Source organism: Deltaproteobacteria bacterium, from assembly GCA_019308905.1.
Taxonomy (GTDB): Bacteria; Desulfobacterota; BSN033; order WVXP01; family WVXP01; genus JAFDHF01.
Window position 1 is genome coordinate 75840 of the sequence record JAFDHF010000002.1, and the last position, 22322, is coordinate 98161.

A 22322-nucleotide genomic window follows, 5' to 3' on the forward strand; every position below is an offset into this window, starting at 1 on the left:
GAAAGGCCCCTCCGAACGACCGTCAAGAACCGGCCTGTGCAGTATGGCCGTGCCAATTCCTCCCCCGGGGAAAACGCTCCAAGCTCACCAAAAGACTCAAAACGAGACTTGACCCCTTCGTGGACCCCTTCGTGATGATATTTTTCTTGACATGATACATTAAACAGAATACACTCTGTACAATCATGGCTCCTGAGAGTTCTAGGTCGGGGCACATCCGAATCCTAATTCCAGAATTCTTACAGGGAGAGACATCAAGGTGTACTCTTACAGACAGATCTGGGAAACCATCGCCAGGGACGTTCAGGAAGATATCCTCAATGGTCGCTACAAACCGGGAGACCGGCTGAAGGAGAACGAACTGGCCACGAAATACTCGGTAAGCAACACCCCGGTCAGAGAGGCATTGAGGTACCTGGAGCGGATCGGCTTCGTCGAGATCATCCCCCGTACCATGGCCCGTGTGAGAAACATCAGCAAGAAAGAGCTTGAGAATCTGTTTACGATTCAGAGCGTCTTGGAAGAACTGGCGGTTCAGCAAGCGGTCCCGAACCTCAGGGAGAGCGACTATCGAGACCTTGAGCAGTGCTTGCGTCTCATCGCCAAGTTCTATCGTGAGGGGAACTACCCTGAATATGAGAAGGCCCATGTTCGCTTTCATTCCAGCATATGGAAGGCTTCCGACAACAAGGAGCTCGTCGAGCTTCTTCAAAACATCTACGATCGGGTCCGGAGGTTCAGGGCCGTGACACGCCGCCATCCCGACAGGTCGAAGGATGTGGCTGGACCTCACCGGGAGATATTGGACGCTGTTGTCCAGAGGGATAGCAAAAGGGCGGGAAAACTGGTCCGCGCCCATCTGGAGAGATTCGTCAAAGAGATCGTTGCCATCTTGGAAAAGGAAGAAGAACCATCCCGTCTTCAGACCGGGGAGAAAGACCGGGCTGCTTCCACGGGCAGATGACCCAGGCATAGCTTTCTGTTGTTGTAGGGCACAGGAGGAGAGTGTTTTGGTACACGACTCGAGAGAAAAGGGACCAACGGGCTCGATCTTGAAGTTGCCTTCCATGCCGGCCTGCCTTTCGCCAACGGCAGGCCGGCAGTACTCCGGCACGGCTTTACGCGGGGTTCAATCAAGAATATTGCGTAGAAAGGAGGACTCCAAATGAACAAGAAGGGCGTTCTAATAGTCTCTGTGCTTTTTCTCGCTCTCATGGTAGTACCGTTGAGCACTTCCGGTGCGAATCCGAGGTACGGGGGCACGCTCAGAGCCAGCGTCTACCATGAAATAGTCACCGGCGACCCTCACAGGTCGAGCAGCTACGTCGATCGCCAGCTCTTGCAAAACCTCTACAACACCCTTGTCACCTATGACAAAGACCTGAATATAGTCCCGGAGCTTGCCGAATCGTGGAAGACCCCTGATCCAAAGACCTATATATTCAAGCTCCGGAAAGGTATCAAATTCCACGATGGAACAGAGTTCAATGCGGAGGCCGTGAAGTTCAACCTGGAACGGGTGCTCGATCCCAAGACGAAGTCACGCGCCAGGGGCGAGATATCTGCAATCAAATCCGTTGAAGTACTGGATGCCTACACGGTCAAGCTTAACCTCGCGTATCCCTTCAGCCCCTTGCTTGCAGGATTGACCGACAGGGCGGGGTTCATGATCTCCCCGACCGCTTTCAAGAAGATGGGGCCCGACGAGTTCGGCCGGCATCCTGTGGGAACCGGTCCTTTTGAGTTCGCCGAATGGGTGAGGGATGACCATCTGACCCTGAAGAGGTTCGAAGGATACTGGGAGAAGGGACTCCCTTACCTGGACAGGGTCGTATTCAAGCCCATTCCGGACCAGGCAGTAAAGCTCACCAACTTGAAGAGCGGCGCTCTCGACGTAATCGACGATGTCCTACCCAAGGATGTGAAGGGGGTCAAGAGAAGCAAGGACCTGCTCTTGTATGAGGTCCCCAGCTTCGGTTTCAACGCGTTGCGCCTCAACTGCACAAAACCGCCCTTCAACAACAAGGCCCTCCGCCAGGCTGTCGCCTATGCCGTAGACAGGGAGGCGATCTGGGAGCACCTCTTCTACAAGACGGGCATCGTGGGACATGGCCCGATCGCCCCGGTTTCATGGGCCTACGACCCGAACGACTTCAGGTACACCTGCGACCTGAACAAGGCGAGGGAGAAACTGCGAGAGGGAGGGAAGCCAAAAGGGTTCAAGTTCACGATGTACACGAAGATCTCGCCTATCGATGTCCAGGTTGCTCAGGTCATGCAGGCGCAGCTCAAGAGGGTCGGGATCGAAACCAAGATCGTCCAGCTCGAAGGTGCCCTCCATCTGAAAGTGATGCTGGAGAAGACCTACGAGGGAAACTACGGCCTCTGGTCAGGCTATCCCGAGCCCGATACGAACCTGTACAGGCAGTTTCACCCCAAGGGTTCGGCCAATTGGACCGGCTATGCCGACCCGAGGGTGACGGAGCTTCTGGACAAGGCCAGGGAATCGCTGAACCACGCTGAACGCAAGAGGTATTACAGCGAAGCCCTGGACATCATTATCCGAGATGCGCCCCAGATATTCGTCTACTACTATCCTCGCCGGGCAGGCGTCAGCGCGAAGGTGCAGAACTTTGTCCTCTACCCGGATGGAAAGCTGCGGTTCAAGACGGTCTGGCTCAGCAGGTAAGGCCTGACATTCATGCACTCGGTCCAGAAAGGCGCAAGGGCCGTCAAGGACACCTATTGACGACGGCCCTTACCCATGTTCTCCCTTCCCCTCTCGCACCAGCCAGAAGGGGAGGGAGAACGGATGCCCGGTCGGAGACCGGCCCAAGGAGCCTGGAGAGTTCTATGCCATGCTGAATTACATCATCCGCCGCCTCTTTGTAGCAGTCCCGGTTCTGCTGCTCATCAGCATCATCGTCTTCCTGCTCGTCCACCTCCTCCCCGGTGACCCGGCCACGGTGATGCTGGGAGAGGAGAGCACCCCTGAGATGATCCAGGCCTTGAGGGCCGAACTAGGCCTCGACCAACCTCTCCACAAGCAGTACCTCCAATGGCTGACCCGATGTCTCTCCGGAGACTTCGGCCGTTCCATTCAGACCAGACAGCCCGTGAGCGAGGCATTGGTCCAGCGGCTCCCTGTAACGATCGAGCTGACCCTGCTCGGCTTCTGCGTCTCGATCATGATAGCTCTGCCCATTGCCGTTGCCAGCGCAGTGCGCCCCAATTCCTGGATAGATGTTATGGGCAGCGCGTTTGCCACAATCGGTATCTCAATGCCTTCCTTCTGGCTGGGAATCTTGCTGATCTATGCCTTTGCCGTCAGCCTCCATCTACTACCGGCATCGGGCTATGTTCCCCTCAGGGAGAGCGTGGTCCAGAATCTCCTGCACATGGTTCTGCCGGCTTTCACCCTCGGTATGTGGCTCAGTGCGTCGGCAATGCGCATGATCAGGGCCGGAATGATCGACGTGCTCGAACGCCCTTACATCCGCACGGCTAGAGCCAAGGGCCTTTCCGAGAGAAGGGTTCTATGGCATCACGCCCTCAAGAATGCGTTTATCCCTGTTGTCACTATTCTCGGCCTCCAGTTGGGGCGCCTGATGGGTGGCGCCGTGGTGACAGAAACGATCTTTGCCCAGCCGGGCGTCGGCCAATTGGCGGTCAAATCGATCTTCATGCGCGATTTCCCCCCGGTACAGGCGATCGTTCTGGTTATGGCGATCTCTATGCTTTTGAGTAGCCTGGTCGTCGATATCCTTTACTCGTTCTTGGATCCAAGGATAAGGCTCAGATAGGACCCGCGATGGAAGCAGTGACCATGATCACCGAGAGAGTCGGGAAGCTGTTCGGGTGGAGGACAAACGTTCTCCCCCTTTTCAGGCGTTTTCCCCTGCTGGTTTGCGGGATAGCGGTTCTTGTGGTGGTAACCGTCGCCGCCATCGCGGCACCCCTGCTCTCCCCTTACGATCCCCTCGGCGTCGATCTCTCTGCAATGCTGGAGCCCCCGAATACCCGCCATCTTTTGGGAACCGACGATCTCGGTCGAGACCTCCTGAGCCGGATCATCTACGGCGGGAGGATCTCGCTGAGCGTTTCGGTCGGGTCCGTATCGATCTCCCTCGGCGTGGGACTCCTGATCGGACTCATAACAGGTTACTGGGGCGGATGGATCGACACGGTACTGATGCGGCTGATGGACGCCATCCTGGCCTTTCCCTCCCTGGTACTAGCCCTCGCCATAGCCGCAGCTCTGGGGGCGAAACTCGTCAACACGGCCATCGCCATCGGAATCGTCTACATCCCTCAGTTCGCCCGATTGGCACGAGGACAGGTGCTGGCGGTCCGCGGGCTCGAGTACATCCAGGCTTCAAGGGGTCTCGGTGCTTCCAATACCAGGATCATCTTGAGTCATATTCTCCCTAACATCGCGATGCCTCTTATCGTCCAGGTAACGCTTTCTCTGGGATACGCCATCCTCGCCGAAGCCGCTCTCAGTTTCCTCGGTGTCGGGGTTCAGCCACCCCAGGCCGCATGGGGCACCATGCTCAGGATGGGCTATCCATACCTGGACACGGCACCCTGGCTCGCCATCGTGCCGGGAGCCGCGATATTCGTCGTCGTAATGGCCTTCACCTTCGTGGGAGATGGAATAGGCAATCTCCTTGGAGGCGGGTCAAGGAGATAAGGATACGAGGAGATTATGATGCTGAGACTGCCGAGGTTCGATTATGAGCGGCCGACGAGGTTGGACGACGCCATCGGATTGCTGGCCGACAGGGACGGAGATTCAAGGATTCTCGCTGGAGGAACCGACCTGATTGTGCAGATGAAGAAGGGCGTCTTGAACGCGGATCTCATCGTGGACATAAAGTCGATCCCTCAACTCGCGGAGATCTCTCTGGATCCGAAGGGAAACCTGGCCATAGGAGCCAACGTGACCCTTTCGGCACTCGAGGGTTGGATCACGACGGAAAGCAAATGGGCAGGCCTGCTGATGGCTGTGCGGACCATCGGTTCCGAGCAGGTGCGCAACCGTGCCACCGTTGCCGGGAACATCTGCAGGGCCTCTCCTTCTGGAGACATGGCTCCCATGCTGATGGTCATGGACGCGAAGGTGAAGATCAAGGGCCCCAATGGGTATCGAGCTCTTCCCCTGGATGGGTTTTTCGCGGGCCCCGGCCAAACCGTGCTCTCCCCCGGGGAGATCGTAACGTCCATCCTGGTCCCCAAGCCTTCAGGGCGTTTCTCGGCCGTGTATCTGAAGCATGGAACCCGCCGCGCCATGGATCTCGCCATAGTCGGCACAGCCGTGAGTATCAGCATGGATGATAGCGGGAAGAACGTCCTCCAGGCGAGGATTGCCCTGGGGGCCGTGGCTCCCACACCCATAAGGGTTCCGGACGGGGAGAGGCTCCTCGTTCAAGAGGGATTCTCGGAGAGTGTCGTCCGGGAGATTGCTTCGATGGCGGCAGACCGCTCCCGGCCGATTACCGATATGAGGTCCACGGACAGTTATAGGTACGAGATGGTGAAGGTCAATGTCAGAAGGGCGCTCGGGCAGGCTTGGGCCGGAGCAGCAAGCAGAGGGGAGAGGACTTCATGAAACCCATCGCTTTCCACTTGAACGGAGAGAAAGTCAGCATAGCCGTGGAACCCCATTGGACCCTCTTGCAGGTTCTAAGAGACGTCCTGCATCTGACCGGTACCCATCGGGGATGTGAAACAGGGGACTGCGGCGCATGCACGGTGATCCTGGACGGCCTGGCCGTAAACTCCTGTCTGATTCTCGCAGTCGAGGTCGAAGGTAGGTCTGTAGTGACAATCGAAGGCCTTGCGAGAGAGGGGGAGTTGGACCCGGTTCAAAAGGCATTCGTGGACAGGGGGGCCATCCAGTGTGGATTCTGCACCCCAGGGATGGTCATGGCTTCAAAGGCATTGCTCCAGAAAAACCCCTCGCCTACCAGGGAGGAAATCTCCTTCAGACTCGCGGGGAACATCTGTCGTTGCACGGGTTATACAAAAATCATCGAAGCCGTGATTGCGGCGTCCAAGACGGGGAATAGCCAGAAATGAAAGAGAATGTGACAGGGTATCACGTCGTCGGGAAGAGCGTGACGAGACTCGATGCTGTGGAAAAGGTGACCGGCCATGGAGAATACATCCCTGACCTCCATCGCCCAAACATGCTGCATGGTGCGATGCTGAGGAGCCCCATTCCCCACGGCAGGATCCTCGATGTCGACACGGCCCGGGCAAAACGCCTCCCCGGCGTGAAAGCCGTCATTACCGGGAGAGACATCCCGGACACCTTCCTGGGGTTCCAGATCGCGCAGGCGAACAAGCGGCCCCTGTGTCTGGACAAGGTCCGTTACGTGGGAGATGAGATAGCCGCCGTTGCCGCCGAAAGCGAAGAAACAGCCAGGGAGGCCTGTTCCCTGATCAGAGTTCAGTTCGAACCCCTTCCCGCTGTCTTCGATCCAGAATCCTCATTGGAACCCGAGGCGCCGCTCGTTCATGAGGACAAGCCAAGAAACATCTCCGGAGAGGTTCACAAGGTTTTCGGAGACGTCGAAGAGGGCTTTGCAAGGGCCTTCCGTGTTTTTGAGTCGACTTTCAGGACAACAGGTGTTGCCCACTGCTGTATGGAGACACGGGGCGCCTTGGCTGAGTTCGACATGCAAGGGCGGGTCACACTCTGGTCTACGACCCAGTTTCCCCATGTTCTCCGGGATATCATGTCTCGGGTGCTCGACATGCCTGTCGGAAAGATTCGCGTGCGCAAGGCTTTCATCGGCGGAGGATTCGGGAGCCGCCAGTCGATGGATTCGGTGGATCCGGTCTGTGTCTTGCTGGCCCAGAAAACCGGGAGACCCGTCAGGATCGTCAAGACCAGACCAGAGGAGCTGGTATCGGACCGGATCCGCTATCCAATGATAATCAAGCTCAAGACCGGCGTCAAAGAAACGGGAGAACTCCTGGCCAGAAAGGTGGAAATCCTTACGGACGGCGGCGCTTACAATGATCAGGGACTCGCCGTGACAACCAGCGCGGGCTCGAAGATCACCGGTCTCTATCGTGTCCCAAACGTGGAGATCGACGGCATGGTGGTGTTCACCAATAAGGTCTGGGGCGGGGCTTTCCGCGGTTACGGCAATCCCCAAATCACCTTTGCCATCGAATCGCAGATGGATGAAATCGCAGAAGAGCTGGGGATGGGGAAACTCGAGCTCCGGCTCCTCAACGCCAACAGGCAGGGTGATGTGACCGTTGCAGGAGCGAGATACGTGAGCTGCGGCTTTACCGAATGCCTCGAAAAGAGCACGGCCGCGGCAGGCTGGAAGGACGGGGAAAAAACAAAGCACGAAGTCGGGAAGGGCCCGAAGCTCCGCGGGATGGGAATGGCAGGGATGATCCATACAGGGGGCGGGGGTATCAGCGCCCACGGCGGCAATTTCTCGTCGGCCTTCATCAAGGTCGAGGAAGACGGGTCCGTGGATCTGCTGACCGGCGTTCCGGATGTCGGGCAGGGCTCTGACACTGTCCTCGCACAGATCGCCGCAGAGGAAATTGGCGTCTCCATGGAGGCCATGAGAATCCACGCAGGGGACACGGCCATCACCCCCTCGACCCAGGGCGTTCGGGGATCACGGGAGACATTCGTGGCCGGCAACGCCGTCAGAATCGCCGCGAGGAAGGCGAAAGACGAACTCCTGAAAAGGGGTTCTTCCATGCTGGGAGTGGGAAAAGAAGAACTCGAGGTGGCAGATGGGAGAATCTACGTGAGATCGAATCCCGGCAGATACGTCACCGTTGCCCAGGCCGCCGCGTTGCCCATGTTTGACCGGGCCTCCGCCTTTCCCATGGGGGTGCCCGTCGTAGCAAGCAGCTGCTATGTGGACCCGGTGAGCAAGCCCTCTGACCGTGAAACCGGGTACGGGAACATCTGCCCCACCTGGGTGTTCGGGGCCCAGGTAGCAGAGGTCGAAGTCGATCGTGAAACAGGACAGGTGACCGTCATACGGGTGATTGCGGCTCACGATGTGGGAAAAGCGATAAATCCCTGTGCCGTCGAGGGGCAGTTCGAAGGGGCGATCGTTCAGGGCATAGGAATGGCTCTCTCTGAGAGGATCATCTGGCAGGATGGAGCGGTGGCGAACCGGTACCTCGGGGACTACAAGCTCCCCACTACTATGGACACTCCTGGTATAGAGACCATTCTTGTCGAGACGAATGACCCTTACGGGCCGTTCGGGGCCAAGGGTGTGGGAGAGGCGGCCATAGTTCCCACGGCCGCTGCCATAGCGAACGCCGTTTACGACGCAACTGGTGTCAGGATCAGGGAACTGCCGATAACAGCCGAAAAAGTGCTAGCGGCTCTGAAGCAGAAAGGAGGCTGAGAGGCTGTGGAAGCACGTCTTTGTCGAAAATTGCAGGATACGCTCTGCCTTGAGAAAAAACCCGTGGTCGTTGCCCTCTCCGACCGCTCTCCCGAGGGGGTGGAAAGATTCAAAGGCGAGCAAAAGGCCTGCGAGTTTATCGATACGGTCCGTGAGGAGGATCGCCCCTTTTACACGACCCTGGAAAACCAGTCTTGCAGAAACGGCAACTACTATCTCGGGTTGGCTCCACCCTTCGAAGGGTTGATCACCGGTGAGCACAACGCCGGTGAAAACGGCCGCGGACTGGTCGGGTCCCCCGGAGCCTTCAGACGCCTCCTTTCGGGGTATGAGATCGTACCCACCGGTACTGTTTCCGTAATCACCTATGCTCCGTTGGATAGGGTTCCATTCTCGGACCGGTTCGGCGGGCAGGTGGTGGTCGTCAGCTGCCTGCCCAGACAGGCACTGCTGTTGTTGAGGGGTGCCAACTTCAGGACCGGCCACACCGTCCCCGGCTTGACGGGCCCATCCACGTGCTCCAGCGTCATTGCGGCCCCCTTGCTCCGCGGTCAGGTCCACTACTCCCTGGGATGCTTTGGACTCAGGCTCTTCACCAAGATTCGAGACGAAGAACTCGTTGTCGGCATCCCCCGGGAAGAGCTGGTGGAGGTGGTGGAAGGGTTGGAGCGGTTTCTCGAGGGGAGACCGGACTTGGGTGTCCAAGAAAAACAGAATAGGGAGACGGAACACGGCTGATTGGAAAACGATGCGGCAGGACCGGTGAAATTCCATCACTTGTGGTTTCATGCACGGGATTCCGGCGTCTTTCCTGCGATTCGCCCCAGGTTGCATTTCTGGCTCTGTCCCTTGCTCCGACCGGGGGCGGGGATTTCTACTCCTAAGTCATGGCCGAACTGCTAAGGATCAGCGAACTGAAAACCTATTTCTTCACGGACAAGGGTGTCATAAGGGCCGTGGACGGGGCGAGTCTCTCCCTCGACAAGGGAGATACCCTAGGTATTGTAGGTGAGTCCGGATGCGGGAAATCCGTGACTGCCCTGTCGGTCTTGAGACTGATTCCAAAGCCCGGGAGGCAGGTGGGGGGCACCATTGTTTTTGAAGGTGAGGATCTGGCGAAATTGGACGAATTGGAGATGCGCAGGATCAGGGGGAACAAGATATCCATGATCTTTCAGGAGCCCATGGCATCGCTCAATCCCGTCATCAAGGTGGGAGACCAAGTTGCCGAGGTGATCCAGCTCCACCAGCACCTATCCAAGAGGGACGCCCTCGAAAAAACCGTCCAGATGTTTCGCCTCGTGGGTATTCCGGCACCTGAAGCCCGATTGAAGAACTATCCCCACCAGATGAGCGGCGGGATGCAGCAGAGGGTCATGATCGCAATGGCCCTTTCGTGCAATCCCCACTTGATGATCGCCGACGAGCCCACGACGGCCTTGGATGTGACCATTCAGGCGCAGATTCTGGCCCTCATCAACACCCTCAAAGAACAGATCGGCATGTCTGTCATACTGATCACTCACGACTTGGGGATCGTGGCCGAAACGGCGCAGCACGTGGCGGTCATGTATGCGGGGAACGTGGTTGAGTACTGTGACGTCGTCTCCCTTTTCGAAGACCCATTGCACCCGTATACACGCGGTCTGCTGAACTCTATTCCCATGTCCACAAAGGGGCAGGGGCGCAAACAGAAACTCAGGGCGATTCCCGGTGTTGTACCGAACCTGCTGGAATTGCCGACCGGATGCAGGTTTCAGGATCGTTGCCTCTTGCGTTCAAGGCAGTGTCTTGAAAGCGAGCCGGAATTGGTCGAACACAAACCAGGGCATCTTGTCAGATGTTGGAGGGCATCGGCCGATCGATGAAGGAACGGGAAGAAACCAGCCTGGTAGTCTTGAGGGACCTGAGAAAGCATTACCCGGTCCAGCACGGCCTTTTTTCGAGGACCCGGGCCGCGGTCAAGGCCGTCGACGGGGTCTCCCTTTCAATAATGAGAGGCGAAACACTGGGGCTCGTCGGTGAAAGCGGATGCGGCAAATCCACCCTGGGGAGACTCATTCTGAGGTTTGAAGAACCTACAACAGGGAGTATCTACTTTGAAGGCCGGAACATCCTGGAGTTCGGCAGGAAGCAGATGAGGCATCTCAGGCGGGAAATGCAGATCATCTTTCAAGACCCCTTTTCATCCCTTGATCCGAGAAAGAAAGTCTCCAGTATACTGGCGGAGCCCTTCATTGTCCACAAGCTGGTCGCCAACAAAAGGGAGAGACAAGAGAAGGTTCTGAAACTGATGGAACTGGTGGGGCTGAGACCGGACCAGTCGAACCGCTATCCCCAGGAGTTCAGCGGCGGCCAGAGGCAGAGAATCGGAATAGCAAGGGCCCTGGCCCTGAATCCCAAACTGATAATCGCCGATGAACCCATCTCCTCACTCGATCTTTCTATCCAAGCACAAGTCGTCAATCTGCTTGTGGATCTTCAGTTGAGGCTCGGGCTGACATATCTCTTTATCTCCCATGACCTGAGAGTGGTCCACCACGTAAGCGACAGGGTTGCGGTGATGTACCTCGGCAAGATCGTTGAATTGGCCGATGGAGAGACCCTGTACAACGATCCTGTCCATCCATATTCGGAAGCACTCGTGGGATCCGCTCCTATTCCCAACCCGAAAGTGAAAAGGAAAAAGATCCTTCTTGAAGGAGACGTTCCGAGCCCGATCAACCCGCCTTCGGGATGCCGTTTCCACACGAGATGCCCCATACGAAAGGATCTCTGCTCAAGAGAGGACCCCCCCCTCGAACCGAGGGCAAACGGATCCATTGTGGCTTGCCATTTCAGATGACTTCACTGGGGCGTGCCTAGGGAATGTCCCCAAGAAAATTGTTGACAAGAGAGTCCGCCCAGTATATGATATGGGTGTGACAAGGTAAGCGGATGCTTTGGGTGTAGGGAAGACGGTTGGAAGCCGTCGCGGACCCGCCGCTGTGAGTGGGGACGAAAGCCACACAGAGTGCCACTGTTCCGCGTGAGCGGAGCGGGAAGGCGTGGTGAGTAGGACGATCCACGAGCCAGAAAACCTGCCCAAGGCGTTTCTCCATGAAGATTCCTCGAGGAGTGGGAAAATGGAGTGGGCCAACAGAGAAAGCCTGATCTTCGTCGGGGATCAGGCTTTCTTTTTCTGAAATCGCCGCCAACTCTCTCCTGTTGTCAAACTCCTCTGCCCGAATCTTCGACCGGTCGTACCCAGCCGGATGGTTCATCCGCCCTCAGTGGGAGGAATCTCTCCGGCTCCGTGCAGGACAGTGTAAAACTCGAAAAAGGAGGAACAGAACATGAAGCCATCGCACAACCCCACACGTCCGCCGAAATCGACGGCCCGACCCGCCCACCCTTCACGGCACGGCAGGAGTCCGAAATCCCTTGCAAGGGGCCTCCTGGCACTCGCCTGTGCAGGGAGCCTCGCGCTGGCCCTGGATTCCACACCCTCTCCGGCCCAGGAGCCCGATGAGAAGTCGGAGGTCCCCGTACTTCGCGAGGTTGTCGTAACGGCGACGAGACGGCAGGAAGAGATCCGGAAGGTCCCGGGCAACGTCACCGTCATCACCGAGAAGGACATAGAGAACTGGGAGACGATGACCGTGGCCGATCTGCTCCGGTCACAGGAAGGGATCGTGGTGAGAGATCTCCTGGGAAACGGAAAGGCCGCCCAGGTGGACCTCCGTGGATTCGGGGAGACAGCGCCCTTCAACACCCTCGTCCTGGTTGACGGGAGACGGGTCAACGAGATCGATCTGAGCGGTGTCGATTGGACCCAGATCCCTCTGGATCAGGTGGAGCGCTTGGAGATCGTCCGGGGCACCGGAAGCGTCCTGTACGGGGACAACGCGGTTGGTGGAGTGATCAATATCATCACCAAATCCCCTGAGGGAAAACCTTCGGCCATGATCGGCGGCGTCGGCGGAAGTTACGGGCGCAACGGGGCCAAAGCCTCTGTCGGCGGCGGGACCGAGAAAATCGCGGCCTCTTTGACCGGCAGCTATGACGCAACAAGCGGATACAGGGACAACGAAGACTTCCGGAGAGGGGATGTCGGAGGAAAGGTCATCTACGATGTGACCGACGCTATCAGCCTCAACCTTACCGGATCCTATCACCGTGACGAATACGGTCTGCCGGGCCCACTCACGGAAGCAGAAGTCGAGGTGGACAGGCGGTCCACCAGCAGGCCCCTCGACAATGCCAGAACCAGGGACGGGTACCTGAAGCTCGGCACGGATTGGGATCTGGGAGAGTACGGGCGAATCGTGGCGGACCTCTCGTACAGGGACCGGAACAACAGGGACGAGTTCGTCAGCTATTCGTCGGCTTCGGATCGGGATACCGCAACCTGGGCCTTCACCCCTCGATACATCTGGGACGGAGAGATCACGGACCGCCCAAACACCCTCACCGCAGGAATCGATATCTATGCATCCGACCTGGACGCGGATTTTTTCTTTGGAACGCCCCTTGCTCCCTCGGGCTTTTCCAGGATCGAAAAGGATTCCTACGGGTTTTATGCGAGCGATGAATTTTCCCTGTCCGACAACCTCATCCTTTCCCTGGGTGCCCGGCACGAAGAGGTCAAGTACGATCTCGAACAGGAGGATTTCCTCTTCGGCCTCGTCCCCCTGGATGAAACAGTGAAAGACTCTGCAAATGCATACACCGCAGGACTCACCCTCCTCTACGGCAAAGGATCCTCCGCCTTTGTCCGAGTCAACCAGAGTTTTCGATTTCCCCTCACGGATGAACTCGTCGTCTTTGATTTCGTGAATACGGGAAGCATTCGGATAAATTCCGACATCAAGCCTCAGATCGGCCATCACCTCGATATAGGGGTGAGACACTTCTTCACCCCCGACGTGCAAGCCAACGTCACCCTCTTCCACGCGGAGATCGAGGACGAGATCTTTTTCAATCCGCTGACCTACACCAACGAGAACTATCCGGAAACCCTGCACCAGGGCATCGAGGTCGGAGCGAGGGCGCAACTGCTCAAGAAGATTACGGTTTTCGGAAACTATACCTACGAGAAGGCGACCTTCGAGAAGGGTTCCTTCAGCGGCAACGACATACCCGCCGTACCGAGACACAAGGCAAACCTCGGACTCAAGATCAGTGATTTCGCCCCTGGACTTACCTTCGCTGCCGACTACAACTACGTGGGCTCGAGCTACCTCATCAGCGACGTCGCCAACGATTCGTCCAAGCTCGATGCTTATTTCACGGTCAATGCCAGGCTCACCTACAACTGGAAATGGCTCAGGGCCTATGCCGGCGTGAACAACGCGACAGACGAAAAGTACTCCGAATACGGCGTGGTCTCAGGTTTCTCTCAGACCTCTTACTTCTATCCCGCCCCTGGAAGGAACTGGGTGGCGGGCATCGAGGCCAGCTTTTAACACCTCCAGTCCATGAAAGGGAAAAAACATGCCTGACACAGATCGAGAGGGAATCGAGGAAGTATTCGTCATCAAGACCGAGGAGATCGATTTTTTCGGTGCCCTGGTCAGGGAGAAAGGAGGGAAGTCGGCTGTCAGCGGCAGGGTCTGGTTCCGTGGCGGCACCAGGTGGTACTTCGCTTCACGGGGGGGCGAGCGGGGCGATCTGAGAGAGAGGCTGGCAGGGCTGTCCGAGAACGTGGCATCCCTTTACGGCACGCACGTCTTCTGCCTGAAGTTCAGCCGGACCATGGACTACCGGGGATTCATCCGTCGATTGCGAGAAGCCAAACAGGCAATGGCCCGCGCATAGAAAAGGACTCACGGGTTCAAGGCAACCACAAGGCCGAGGGAAAGGACCTCGGACAGCTCATCCGCTGCTCCCAGGACGTCGCCCGTGATGCCTCCCAGTCTGTGGTGGAAGTAGAGACGAATCCCACGGCTCAACAGTACGTTGGCTGCCAGAACCGCCACTCCCTTAAGGCCGAACAGCCCCACCGCGGCTGCCAGGGCGGAAAAGGTGGAAACCACGATCTCTCTTCTGCCCACTCCCAGGGCAAAGGGGCGGGCGAGTCCTCCTTCTGGCCGAGCATAGGAGGAACCATGGATTACCTGGACCATGGACCACCGGCCGAGGGTGGCCATCAGGATCAAGGAGCGGTCCAGGATCGACCAGGGAGTCTCTGCAATAAGGGTGAGCTTGAGGAGGAGAATGCACACCAGGCCCACGGCTCCAAAGGCCCCTACCCGGCTGTCCCGCATGATCCTGAGTCTCTCTTGCCTGGTCCTGCCGCTTCTCAGACCGTCGATCGTGTCCGAGAGGCCGTCCAGATGCAGCGCCCCCGTGACCAGCACAAGAGCCACCACCAGGAGCACCGCCACGACCCTCTGGGGGAAGAAGAGAAGGAACAGGTGCCTGGAAGCGACCAAAATCAGCCCGATGCAAAAGCCCACAAGGGGATAGTAGGCCATGGACCGCGCCATCTCCAGGTCGGAGAAGCCGGTGCGTCCCGGAACGGGGATAACGGTAAGGAATCGGACTGCAGCCACGAATTCTCTCATCCCTTGTCCTTTACGACCAAGGGGATCCCTGCAACCATCAGGACAACCCTGTCGGCCGCTTGGGCGACTCTCTGATTGAGCCTCCCTGCCAAGTCCCTGAAAGAACGGGCCAGCGGATTCTCGGGTACGACTCCCCACCCCACCTCGTTGGAAACCAAAACTACGGGGATCTTTGTGGTCTTCAAAGACCCGACCAAGCCCTCGAGCCTCTCTTCCATGCCGTCCTTGTCCTCGCGGTAGGTCATCAGCAGGTTGGAAACCCATAGGGTGAGGCAGTCGATCAGGACCACGCTGTACCTGTCCTGAGCCTCGGAGAGGACCCTTGCGATCTCCAGCGGCTCTTCCCTGGTCTCCCACAGATCTCCACGCTCACGCCTGTGATTCTCGATTCTTTCTGCCATCTCACGGTCGAGGGCCTGGGCCGTGGCGACGAAGAGTCTCTTCCCCTGAAAGGCCTCTCCTATCTCCCGGGCATACAGGCTCTTGCCGCTCCGGGCGGCCCCCAGTACGAGAATGACCCGAGGGGTGCCTCCCATGGGGTCGCCTCCGGCTCTCCTGTCGTCTCCCATCTCCGCTACCTCTTCCACCCACCGAAGCGGGCCGCTCTCCCGCGGGAATCCCGGCCTCCCGGTGATTTATCTTCGCCCAGACGCGACCGAATCCCGCTGGTAACCGCCTGTCTTACCGCTTGACCGATCAACGAGCCTATGGGAGTATGTTTCCCCGCATATCTCTCACCCCTTCTCCTCCATGGAGAAGCCACTGCGATGCAGTCCGTACCCGTTCCCGTGGCGGGTCTTCCACTGACTCGACTCTTGAGGAGTGAATCCATGAAAGCGGCGGTTCGCGCCTCGGCCGCGAGGGAGACGACCTCAACCATGGCCCCCCTGGAGAGAGGCACGGAGACATGACACAAGAGATTGACGGTTCCGACTACCCCTCCTGTGCCGGGGGGATCCCCCACGGCAAGAGCGTTCGAGAGGCCAACCGTGGCGATACAGCCCACCGTCAGTGACCCGTCAGACCTTCTTACGTCCTGATATCCCTTCAGGTCGGTGCCGGTCATCATGCCCACGCCACAGGAAAGACGCGCCTCCTTGAGGCGCCTCCTCAGCAGACGAACCGGATCCACGTCCGGTCCCAGTTCCCCTTCTTTCACCTGCAGCCAGGCCAAGCTCCTGCTCTTTCTAAACCCGCCGCCCACGACGGCCCAGCTCAAGATCCGCATCTCCTCTCCGAACCGGACGACCAGGAACCGACCTCTTTTCTCGACAACCATAGAGCCGACCCCCTCTCGGCTTGACGATCCTGATCGGTCTGCCCCCGGGAACCGGAACAGGCCGGCAAGACCCTGGAGGATCCGTCAAGACAGAGCCGAAACCAACATAAGTGTCACCGCCACGGCCGCTACCATTGCCAGCGAAACACCGAACATGATTCCGATGCTTTCCCCGGCCCTCTGAACAGAGACGGGCTCAAAGGCCTTCCCGATGTAGGGTTTCTGAAGGACCTCCCCGAAATACACGGACGGCCCCCCGAGTCGAATCCCGAGTGCCCCTGCCACGGCTGCCTCGGGAAAGCCGGCGTTGGGACTCTCATGGTTCCTTCCTTCTCTCCAGGCGGTTTCCAGTGCCTTCTTCCAGTCTCTCCCGAGAACAAAGGAGACCCACACTATCAGAAGGGCCGTGATCCTGGAAGGCAGGAAGTTGGCCGCGTCGTCCAGCCTGGCCGAGGCCCATCCGAAATCGAGGTACCTGGAGTTGCGATACCCCACCATCGAATCGAGGGTGTTCACCGCCTTGTAGGCCAGGGCCAGAGCCGGCCCGCCTATTCCGAGGTAGAAAAGGGGAGCCACGATACCGTCGGAGGTATTCTCTGCAACCGTCTCCACAACCGCACGACAGATCTCCGAATCATCGAGATGCCGCGTGTCCCGGCTCACCAGCCCTGCCAGGCGCTTCCTGGCTCCCGTCGTGTCACCGGCCCCCAGGCGCTCGACCACACTCGAAGCCTCTCTGCCCAGGCTTCGCGTGGCGAGAGTAGTGTAAGCCAAAAAGATGGAGACCGCCACTCCCAATCTCCAGTCATAGCACCGTGCGAGCCTCAATGAACCTTCTGCAAGAACCCAGGTTCCACCCACGACCAGGCCTACCAGCACACAGCCCGCCCATTTCTTGCCTCTCTCGGTCAAACCCGGGCGCAAGAGCAGTCTCTCCGACAAAGCGATCCCCTTCCCCATCATCACGACCGGGTGGGGCAACCACCTGGGATCACCGAAGATCAGATCGGCGAGGTAGGCGATAATGATCTGGCCGGTCATCCCTTCTTCCCGCTCACGCCCGCCTCCTCGAAGGTGGCCATCTCGTTGTAAAGCCTCAGGGCCGCATCCACCAATTGGATGCCGAGAGCAGCCCCGGTTCCCTCGCCCAGCCGCATGGAGAGATCCAGCACCGGGCGGATGCCTATCCGGTCGAGCATGACCCTGTGGCCGATCTCGGCCGAACTGTGAGAAGCGAAAATGTAAGCCTTGATCCTGGGGTTCATCTCAGTGGCGATAAGAATCCCGGCCGTGGAGATCAGCCCGTCGGCGACGACCGGAATGCGATTGGCGGAAGCCCCGATGGCGACACCCGTGATACCCGCGATCTCGAATCCCCCCAGTTTGGCCAAGACATCCAGAGGATCCCGAGGATCAGGCCTGTTCACACTGAGAGCCCTCTCCACGACCTCGATCTTCTTCTCCAATCCTCGGTCGTCGACACCCGTACCCCTGCCCGTCACCTCTCTCGCGGGAAGACCGGCTACGGCGGCTATGATCGCACTGCTCGGCGTCGTATTGCCGATTCCCATATCGCCCACGCCGATGATGTCCACCCCTTCCCTTTTCACCTCTTCGACGATCTCGATTCCCGCCAGTACCGCCTCGAGGGCCTGCCTGGCTGTCATGGCCGGCCCCTTGGTGATGTTCGCCGTCCCCCTTGCCACCCTTCTTATGACCAGACCCTCGACAGGCTCGAAATCATGGTCTACACCCATATCAACCACGTAGAGACGGGCCCCGATGAATCGGGCCAGAACACTTATGGCCGCCCCCTTGTGGAGAAAATTACGAACCATCTGGGAGGTCACCTCCTTGGGATAGAGGCTCACCTCCTCCTCGGCCACCCCATGATCCCCCGCGAGGATGAGGATGGTCTTGCGGTTGATCGCAGGTCGAAGCTCCTGCTTGACGGCCACGTAGTGCCTCACGAATTCCTCCAGGCGGCCAAGGCTCCCCCGGGGTTTTGTGAGACTGTCCAGGCGCTTCTGTGCTTCTTCCAGGAATTCATCCTTCAGGGGCTCGACCCGTGCCAGATACTCTTCTATTTTTTCCCGCAGTTCCACTTCCTGCTCCTTTCCCCCGAAGAACTCCCAGGGAAGCGTCGCCTAACAGAGTGGACAAAAGATAAGGGCTTCGACGGACTATCAAGCATCCCCGTCGGAGCCCTTTGCCATCGAGTCCCGATCGACATCCCTCTGCAGCAGGTCTTCTGGCTCTCGGATCTTCCTTTGGGCTGCGGCCTTCCCGTCAGGGTGAACCCTGGCAGTGACGCGAGACGGGCGATCGCCCGGCAGCCTTCAGTCCCCGATCACAGCGGCGGGACCGCCGCGGATTTCCACCGCGTTCCGGGATGCTGCAAGGGAAATTCATCTTATGATGCTTTCCCGCTCCTTGTCAAGTCAAAGCACCTTCTCTATGTCGATGGCGCAGGTCTTGAGATGGGTCACGTCATCCAGGGTGTATCGGCCGCCGAGTCGCCCGTATCCGCTCTTTGTACCGCCCCCGCCGCCAAAAGGCTCATGGGCCTCCCAGTAGTCCGTGGTGTCGTTGAATACGATATTGCCCGTCCGGAGCCGCGAAGCGTAGAAGAAACACCTCTTGATCGAGGAGGTAAACACCGACATCTGCAACCCGTACCCGCTCTCATTGGCTATTTGCACGGCTTCCTCATCGTTCTGGAAGGTGATCACAGGTGCCACGGGGCCGAAGGTCTCCTCCTTGTTCAGAAGGCTGTCCCGAGAAACCCCGTCGATAACAGTGGCGGGAAAATAGAGATCAGTGCGCCATCCGCTTTGCACCCTGCCGCCGAGCAGAATCCTTGCCCCTTTTGCCACCGCGTCCTCCAGGTGCGTCTTGGTCTTTGCAACGGTAGGCTCGTTGTTGAGAGGCCCCATACAGGTCTCCTCCTCCATGGGATCCCCGAGTCTCCAGGTCTCTGCCTCCTTCACGAGCAGTCCAAGGAACTCATCGTGAACCTTCCTGTCAACCAGGATCCTCTCCGTGGCACAGCAGACCTGACCTGCATTGAAGAAGCACCCGAAGGCCGCAGCCCTTGCCGCCTCTTCTATGTTGGCGTCGGAACAGACGATCTGCGGACCGTTGCCTCCCAGTTCCATAAGGGTTCTCTTGATACCCGCCCGTGAACAGATCGAAGTTCCGGTGAGGGTTTCCCCTGTGAACCCGATCATGTCCACCCCGGGATGGCCGACCAGATAGTCTCCCACCTTTCCTCCGGGGCCTGTGATGAGATTGAAGACACCCTTCGGATATCCTAAATCGTCCAAAGCATCTTGGATGCAGCGGCCCACGAGTATCATGGAAAGAGGAGTATAGGAGGCGGGCTTCATTATGATAGTATTCCCCGCCGCAAGAGAGGGTCCGAGATACTCGGAAGGTATCACCGTGGGAAAGTTCCAGGGCGTGATCACCGCCATCGTACCGACAGCCTCACGAAAGGTGAAGACACGCTTGTTCGGGTCCTCCATGGGAATGACGGGCGTTTCCAGGCGAACGATATCCTCTGCGGCAATCTGGAAATTCCTGGCCGTCTCCCGGACCTCAGGAAGGGCTTCCCTGAAATAGGACTTCCCCTGCTCCATGGTGAGCACCCTGCCTATAATCTCCGCCCTGGCAGAAATCAGCTCCGAAATCCTTCGGACCAGAGCCGAACGCTCGAAAACCGGTGTGAGCCTGAACGGTTCCCAGGCCTTTCGGGCGGCTTCGACGGCTCTGTCCACATCACTCGGGTCGCACAGGGGCACCCTGCCGAGCACCTCACCGGTTACCGGGCTCTTCACCTCAAAGGTCTTCCCGGATCCGGCACCGCGCCAGACCCCGGCTACGAGATTGGTGTTCTCCTTCAGTTCTTCGGGCAGTTCGAATTTCTCAGCCATTTCATGCCTCCTTACCCGCATCCAAGATCTTCCATGAGGTCCTGGAGCATTTCCGCGAGTTCCCCCGCTGCTTCTCCCGTAACAAAGTCCGGGGGCCTGGGCTCGCCGTCGGTCTTCCTGTAAGCGTCTCGAAGCTGGCCGCACGCCTCTTCGATATCGCCCTCCTCTATCAGGTCGCCTGCCGACTCGATCATGTTCCTCAGGGCGCGGAGCCTCTTTTCAGCCGAATTACCCGGGCCACTTCCGATAAGCGTACCATTTTCGACCGACTCGTCGAAGAATTCAAGGATCTCGGCTACCTGTTCTCCAGGCGGTATCTCCGTCTCTAACCCGGTTCCGCTCAAGGTTACCACCACTGTCGGCTCGCCAGAATCATCGCTCTTGATCTCAAGGTGAGCAGACGAAGTCCCGAGGCTTGACGGCGTGTACATGACCTCCACGTAAAGGGTCTCACCGGGAGGCACTTCGGTCGGAGCACCCGGACCCGAGGCAATCGAGAAATCGCTGCTGCTGCCATCCTGAAAGGCGATACTGTCCACGGACAGCCCTATGCTTCCCAGATTCGAGATGCCGACCAGAACCGTAGCCGAGGAGCCCAGTTCTACATTACCAAAATCATAGCCGAGAGGTGAAACCTCGATGTGGGGGCCACAAACGACAGAAACCTCAGCAGAGGAGCCCCCTACTGCGATGAGGGGACTGAGAGGGGCGGCAGGTGAGCTGGCCCCTGGGGCAGTGGTCACTTGATCCACACCTGGTGTATCGAAAACCCGGGCCTCGCTCGTGCCCACAGCCTGGCAATAGGGGATCTCCCCATAGCTATCGAGTTTCATTACCAGGAGATCGCCGGCATACCCGGTACCGCCGCCCACAATGTATCCCCTGTCTGCGGTCTGTTCGACAGAACAACCCCTGCCGGAGCCGTACCCCACGTAGGCCTTCTGCCAGGATATGTTTCCGACTTTATCCAGCTTCAATATCAACCAGTGATAATCCCCGAAGGACCAAGTCTTACCTGCCACGATGTATCCGCCATCTTCGGTCTGGCAGATAGAGTGCGCCCTGTCGTCACCCTCTCCTCCACAGCTCTTCTGCCACATGATCCCCCCTGTTGGGTCGAGTTTCAGGACCCAAAAATCCGATTCCGGAGGGCCGCCTGCGCCAAAGGTGGTGGTCCCGCCGGCTACGATATACCCGCCATCCGTGGTCTGCCGTATAGACCTGGCATACTCGTAATTGTCCCCTCCGTAGCTCTTCTGCCACGCCACCGTTCCATCGGGGTTGAGCTTTATGACCCAGACCCCCTCGGCCCCCGGGCCAAAAGAGTTGGTCTCGCCGGCCACGACGTACCCGTCGGATGCTCCGGTACTGTCGAATGTCTCCCGAACACAAGAGGCATAGTCGTCCCTAGCCCCCCCAAAGGTCCTCTGCCAGACAATCTGCCCATCGGAGTCGAGCTTCAACACCCATGAGTCTGATCTTTCTGCTCCAAAAGAGAAAGTCAGCCCGCCCACCATGTATCCGCCGTCTGTCGTCTGTTGGATGGAAAATGCTTCGTCCGTATTCTCCCCTCCATAGGTTTTCTGCCAGACAACGTTTCCATCCAGATCGAGTCTCAGCACCCAGAGGTCGACCCCCGTCCCCTCCTCCGGCGACGATCCTCTTTGACCCGCGACAACGTATCCATTGGGGCTCCCACTCTCGTCAAAGGTCTCTTCCACGGAGTAGGCCATGTCATAATAGATGTCCCCGTATGTCTTCTGCCAGACGATCTCTCCCTCCTGGTCGAGTTTCAAGACCCAGACATCGGATGATCCGCTTGCCCCAAAAGAGAGTGTCTGCCCAGCCACGATGTATCCACCATCGGTCGTCTGGTGGATCGAATAGGCCTGATCATGTTGACTCCCACCATAGGTCTTGGCCCACTGAGCATAGGAGGGCGAAGGTACGTTGAACCCTACGGCAAGACAAACCAACACCAAAAGAACCGGAATCGACTTTTTTCCCATAGCCTCAATCCTCCTAAAGATGCCGAATACCTGCCGTTCAGCCTCCATTTTCCGGCAGCGACCGAATCTTCCATCTCCCTTGGATTGCCCACAGGGCGACCGTACAGAAACGGGCACGCCCCATCCCCCGAGTCTCTTTTCGAAAG

General features: G+C 58.2%; 19 protein-coding genes and 2 riboswitches. Of the genes, 12 read left to right on the plus strand and 7 right to left on the minus strand.

What is annotated here, in order from left to right; genetic code table 11:
* The first annotated feature begins 259 nt into the window (after positions 1 to 259).
* The 12 genes from JRJ26_01375 (at position 260) to JRJ26_01430 (ending at position 14204) form a co-directional block, all read left to right on the plus strand.
* Positions 260 to 964: a GntR family transcriptional regulator gene (locus JRJ26_01375; protein MBW2056125.1), complete on the plus strand. Its 705-nt coding sequence runs from the start codon at positions 260 to 262 to the stop codon at positions 962 to 964.
* 201 nt (positions 965 to 1165) lie between these two features.
* On the plus strand, positions 1166 to 2689 hold the full coding sequence (locus tag JRJ26_01380; GenBank protein ID MBW2056126.1) for a peptide ABC transporter substrate-binding protein: 1524 nt from the start codon (positions 1166 to 1168) through the stop codon (positions 2687 to 2689).
* A gap of 169 nt (positions 2690 to 2858) precedes the next feature.
* Entirely contained in the window at positions 2859 to 3803 is a 945-nt protein-coding gene (locus tag JRJ26_01385) for an ABC transporter permease (GenBank protein MBW2056127.1), read from the plus strand.
* 8 nt (positions 3804 to 3811) lie between these two features.
* On the plus strand, positions 3812 to 4693 hold the full coding sequence (locus tag JRJ26_01390) for an ABC transporter permease (protein ID MBW2056128.1): 882 nt from the start codon (positions 3812 to 3814) through the stop codon (positions 4691 to 4693).
* A gap of 15 nt (positions 4694 to 4708) precedes the next feature.
* A complete protein-coding gene (locus tag JRJ26_01395) occupies positions 4709 to 5611 on the plus strand; it encodes a xanthine dehydrogenase family protein subunit M (protein ID MBW2056129.1) in 903 nt (300 codons plus the stop codon).
* A complete protein-coding gene (locus tag JRJ26_01400) occupies positions 5608 to 6081 on the plus strand; it encodes a (2Fe-2S)-binding protein (protein ID MBW2056130.1) in 474 nt (157 codons plus the stop codon). The genes JRJ26_01395 and JRJ26_01400 overlap by 4 nt, the downstream gene beginning before the upstream one ends.
* The gene (locus tag JRJ26_01405) at positions 6078 to 8405 is read left to right on the plus strand and encodes a molybdopterin-dependent oxidoreductase (GenBank protein MBW2056131.1); all 2328 of its coding nucleotides are present in this window, start codon (positions 6078 to 6080) and stop codon (positions 8403 to 8405) included. Before JRJ26_01400 ends, JRJ26_01405 begins: the two co-directional genes overlap by 4 nt.
* Positions 8406 to 8411: 6 nt before the next feature.
* Positions 8412 to 9143, plus strand: coding sequence for a DUF169 domain-containing protein (locus JRJ26_01410; protein ID MBW2056132.1), 732 nt, complete (start codon positions 8412 to 8414; stop codon positions 9141 to 9143).
* 149 nt (positions 9144 to 9292) lie between these two features.
* A complete protein-coding gene (locus JRJ26_01415) occupies positions 9293 to 10273 on the plus strand; it encodes an ABC transporter ATP-binding protein (GenBank protein ID MBW2056133.1) in 981 nt (326 codons plus the stop codon).
* Entirely contained in the window at positions 10270 to 11250 is a 981-nt protein-coding gene (locus JRJ26_01420) for a dipeptide ABC transporter ATP-binding protein (GenBank protein ID MBW2056134.1), read from the plus strand. Before JRJ26_01415 ends, JRJ26_01420 begins: the two co-directional genes overlap by 4 nt.
* A gap of 55 nt (positions 11251 to 11305) precedes the next feature.
* A riboswitch (cobalamin riboswitch) is annotated at positions 11306 to 11508 on the plus strand.
* Between the two features lie 232 nt (positions 11509 to 11740).
* Entirely contained in the window at positions 11741 to 13852 is a 2112-nt protein-coding gene (locus JRJ26_01425) for a TonB-dependent receptor (protein ID MBW2056135.1), read from the plus strand.
* Between the two features lie 28 nt (positions 13853 to 13880).
* Positions 13881 to 14204: a hypothetical protein gene (locus JRJ26_01430; GenBank protein ID MBW2056136.1), complete on the plus strand. Its 324-nt coding sequence runs from the start codon at positions 13881 to 13883 to the stop codon at positions 14202 to 14204.
* Between the two features lie 8 nt (positions 14205 to 14212).
* Here JRJ26_01430 and cobS read toward each other — a convergent pair whose 3' ends face one another.
* The 7 genes from cobS to JRJ26_01465 all read right to left on the minus strand — a co-directional run bounded on the left by cobS (position 14213) and on the right by JRJ26_01465 (position 22176).
* A complete protein-coding gene (cobS, locus tag JRJ26_01435) occupies positions 14213 to 14953 on the minus strand; it encodes an adenosylcobinamide-GDP ribazoletransferase (GenBank protein ID MBW2056137.1) in 741 nt (246 codons plus the stop codon).
* A complete protein-coding gene (gene cobU / locus JRJ26_01440; GenBank protein ID MBW2056138.1) occupies positions 14950 to 15489 on the minus strand; it encodes a bifunctional adenosylcobinamide kinase/adenosylcobinamide-phosphate guanylyltransferase in 540 nt (179 codons plus the stop codon). Before cobU ends, cobS begins: the two co-directional genes overlap by 4 nt.
* 38 nt (positions 15490 to 15527) lie before the next feature.
* Positions 15528 to 16232 (minus strand): adenosylcobinamide amidohydrolase, encoded by a 705-nt coding sequence (locus tag JRJ26_01445; GenBank protein ID MBW2056139.1) that lies wholly within the window; start codon positions 16230 to 16232, stop codon positions 15528 to 15530.
* An 84-nt stretch (positions 16233 to 16316) separates the two neighbouring features.
* Positions 16317 to 17273: a cobalamin biosynthesis protein CobD gene (gene cobD, locus JRJ26_01450; protein ID MBW2056140.1), complete on the minus strand. Its 957-nt coding sequence runs from the start codon at positions 17271 to 17273 to the stop codon at positions 16317 to 16319.
* Positions 17270 to 18319, minus strand: coding sequence for a nicotinate-nucleotide--dimethylbenzimidazole phosphoribosyltransferase (cobT, locus tag JRJ26_01455; GenBank protein ID MBW2056141.1), 1050 nt, complete (start codon positions 18317 to 18319; stop codon positions 17270 to 17272). The genes cobD and cobT overlap by 4 nt, the downstream gene beginning before the upstream one ends.
* 136 nt (positions 18320 to 18455) lie before the next feature.
* Positions 18456 to 18647, minus strand: a riboswitch (cobalamin riboswitch).
* Positions 18648 to 18673: 26 nt separating this feature from the next.
* Complete coding sequence (locus tag JRJ26_01460) at positions 18674 to 20167, minus strand: aldehyde dehydrogenase (GenBank protein MBW2056142.1); 1494 nt, start codon at positions 20165 to 20167, stop codon at positions 18674 to 18676.
* 11 nt (positions 20168 to 20178) lie between these two features.
* Complete coding sequence (locus JRJ26_01465; protein MBW2056143.1) at positions 20179 to 22176, minus strand: choice-of-anchor D domain-containing protein; 1998 nt, start codon at positions 22174 to 22176, stop codon at positions 20179 to 20181.
* Between the last annotated feature and the right edge of the window lie 146 nt (positions 22177 to 22322).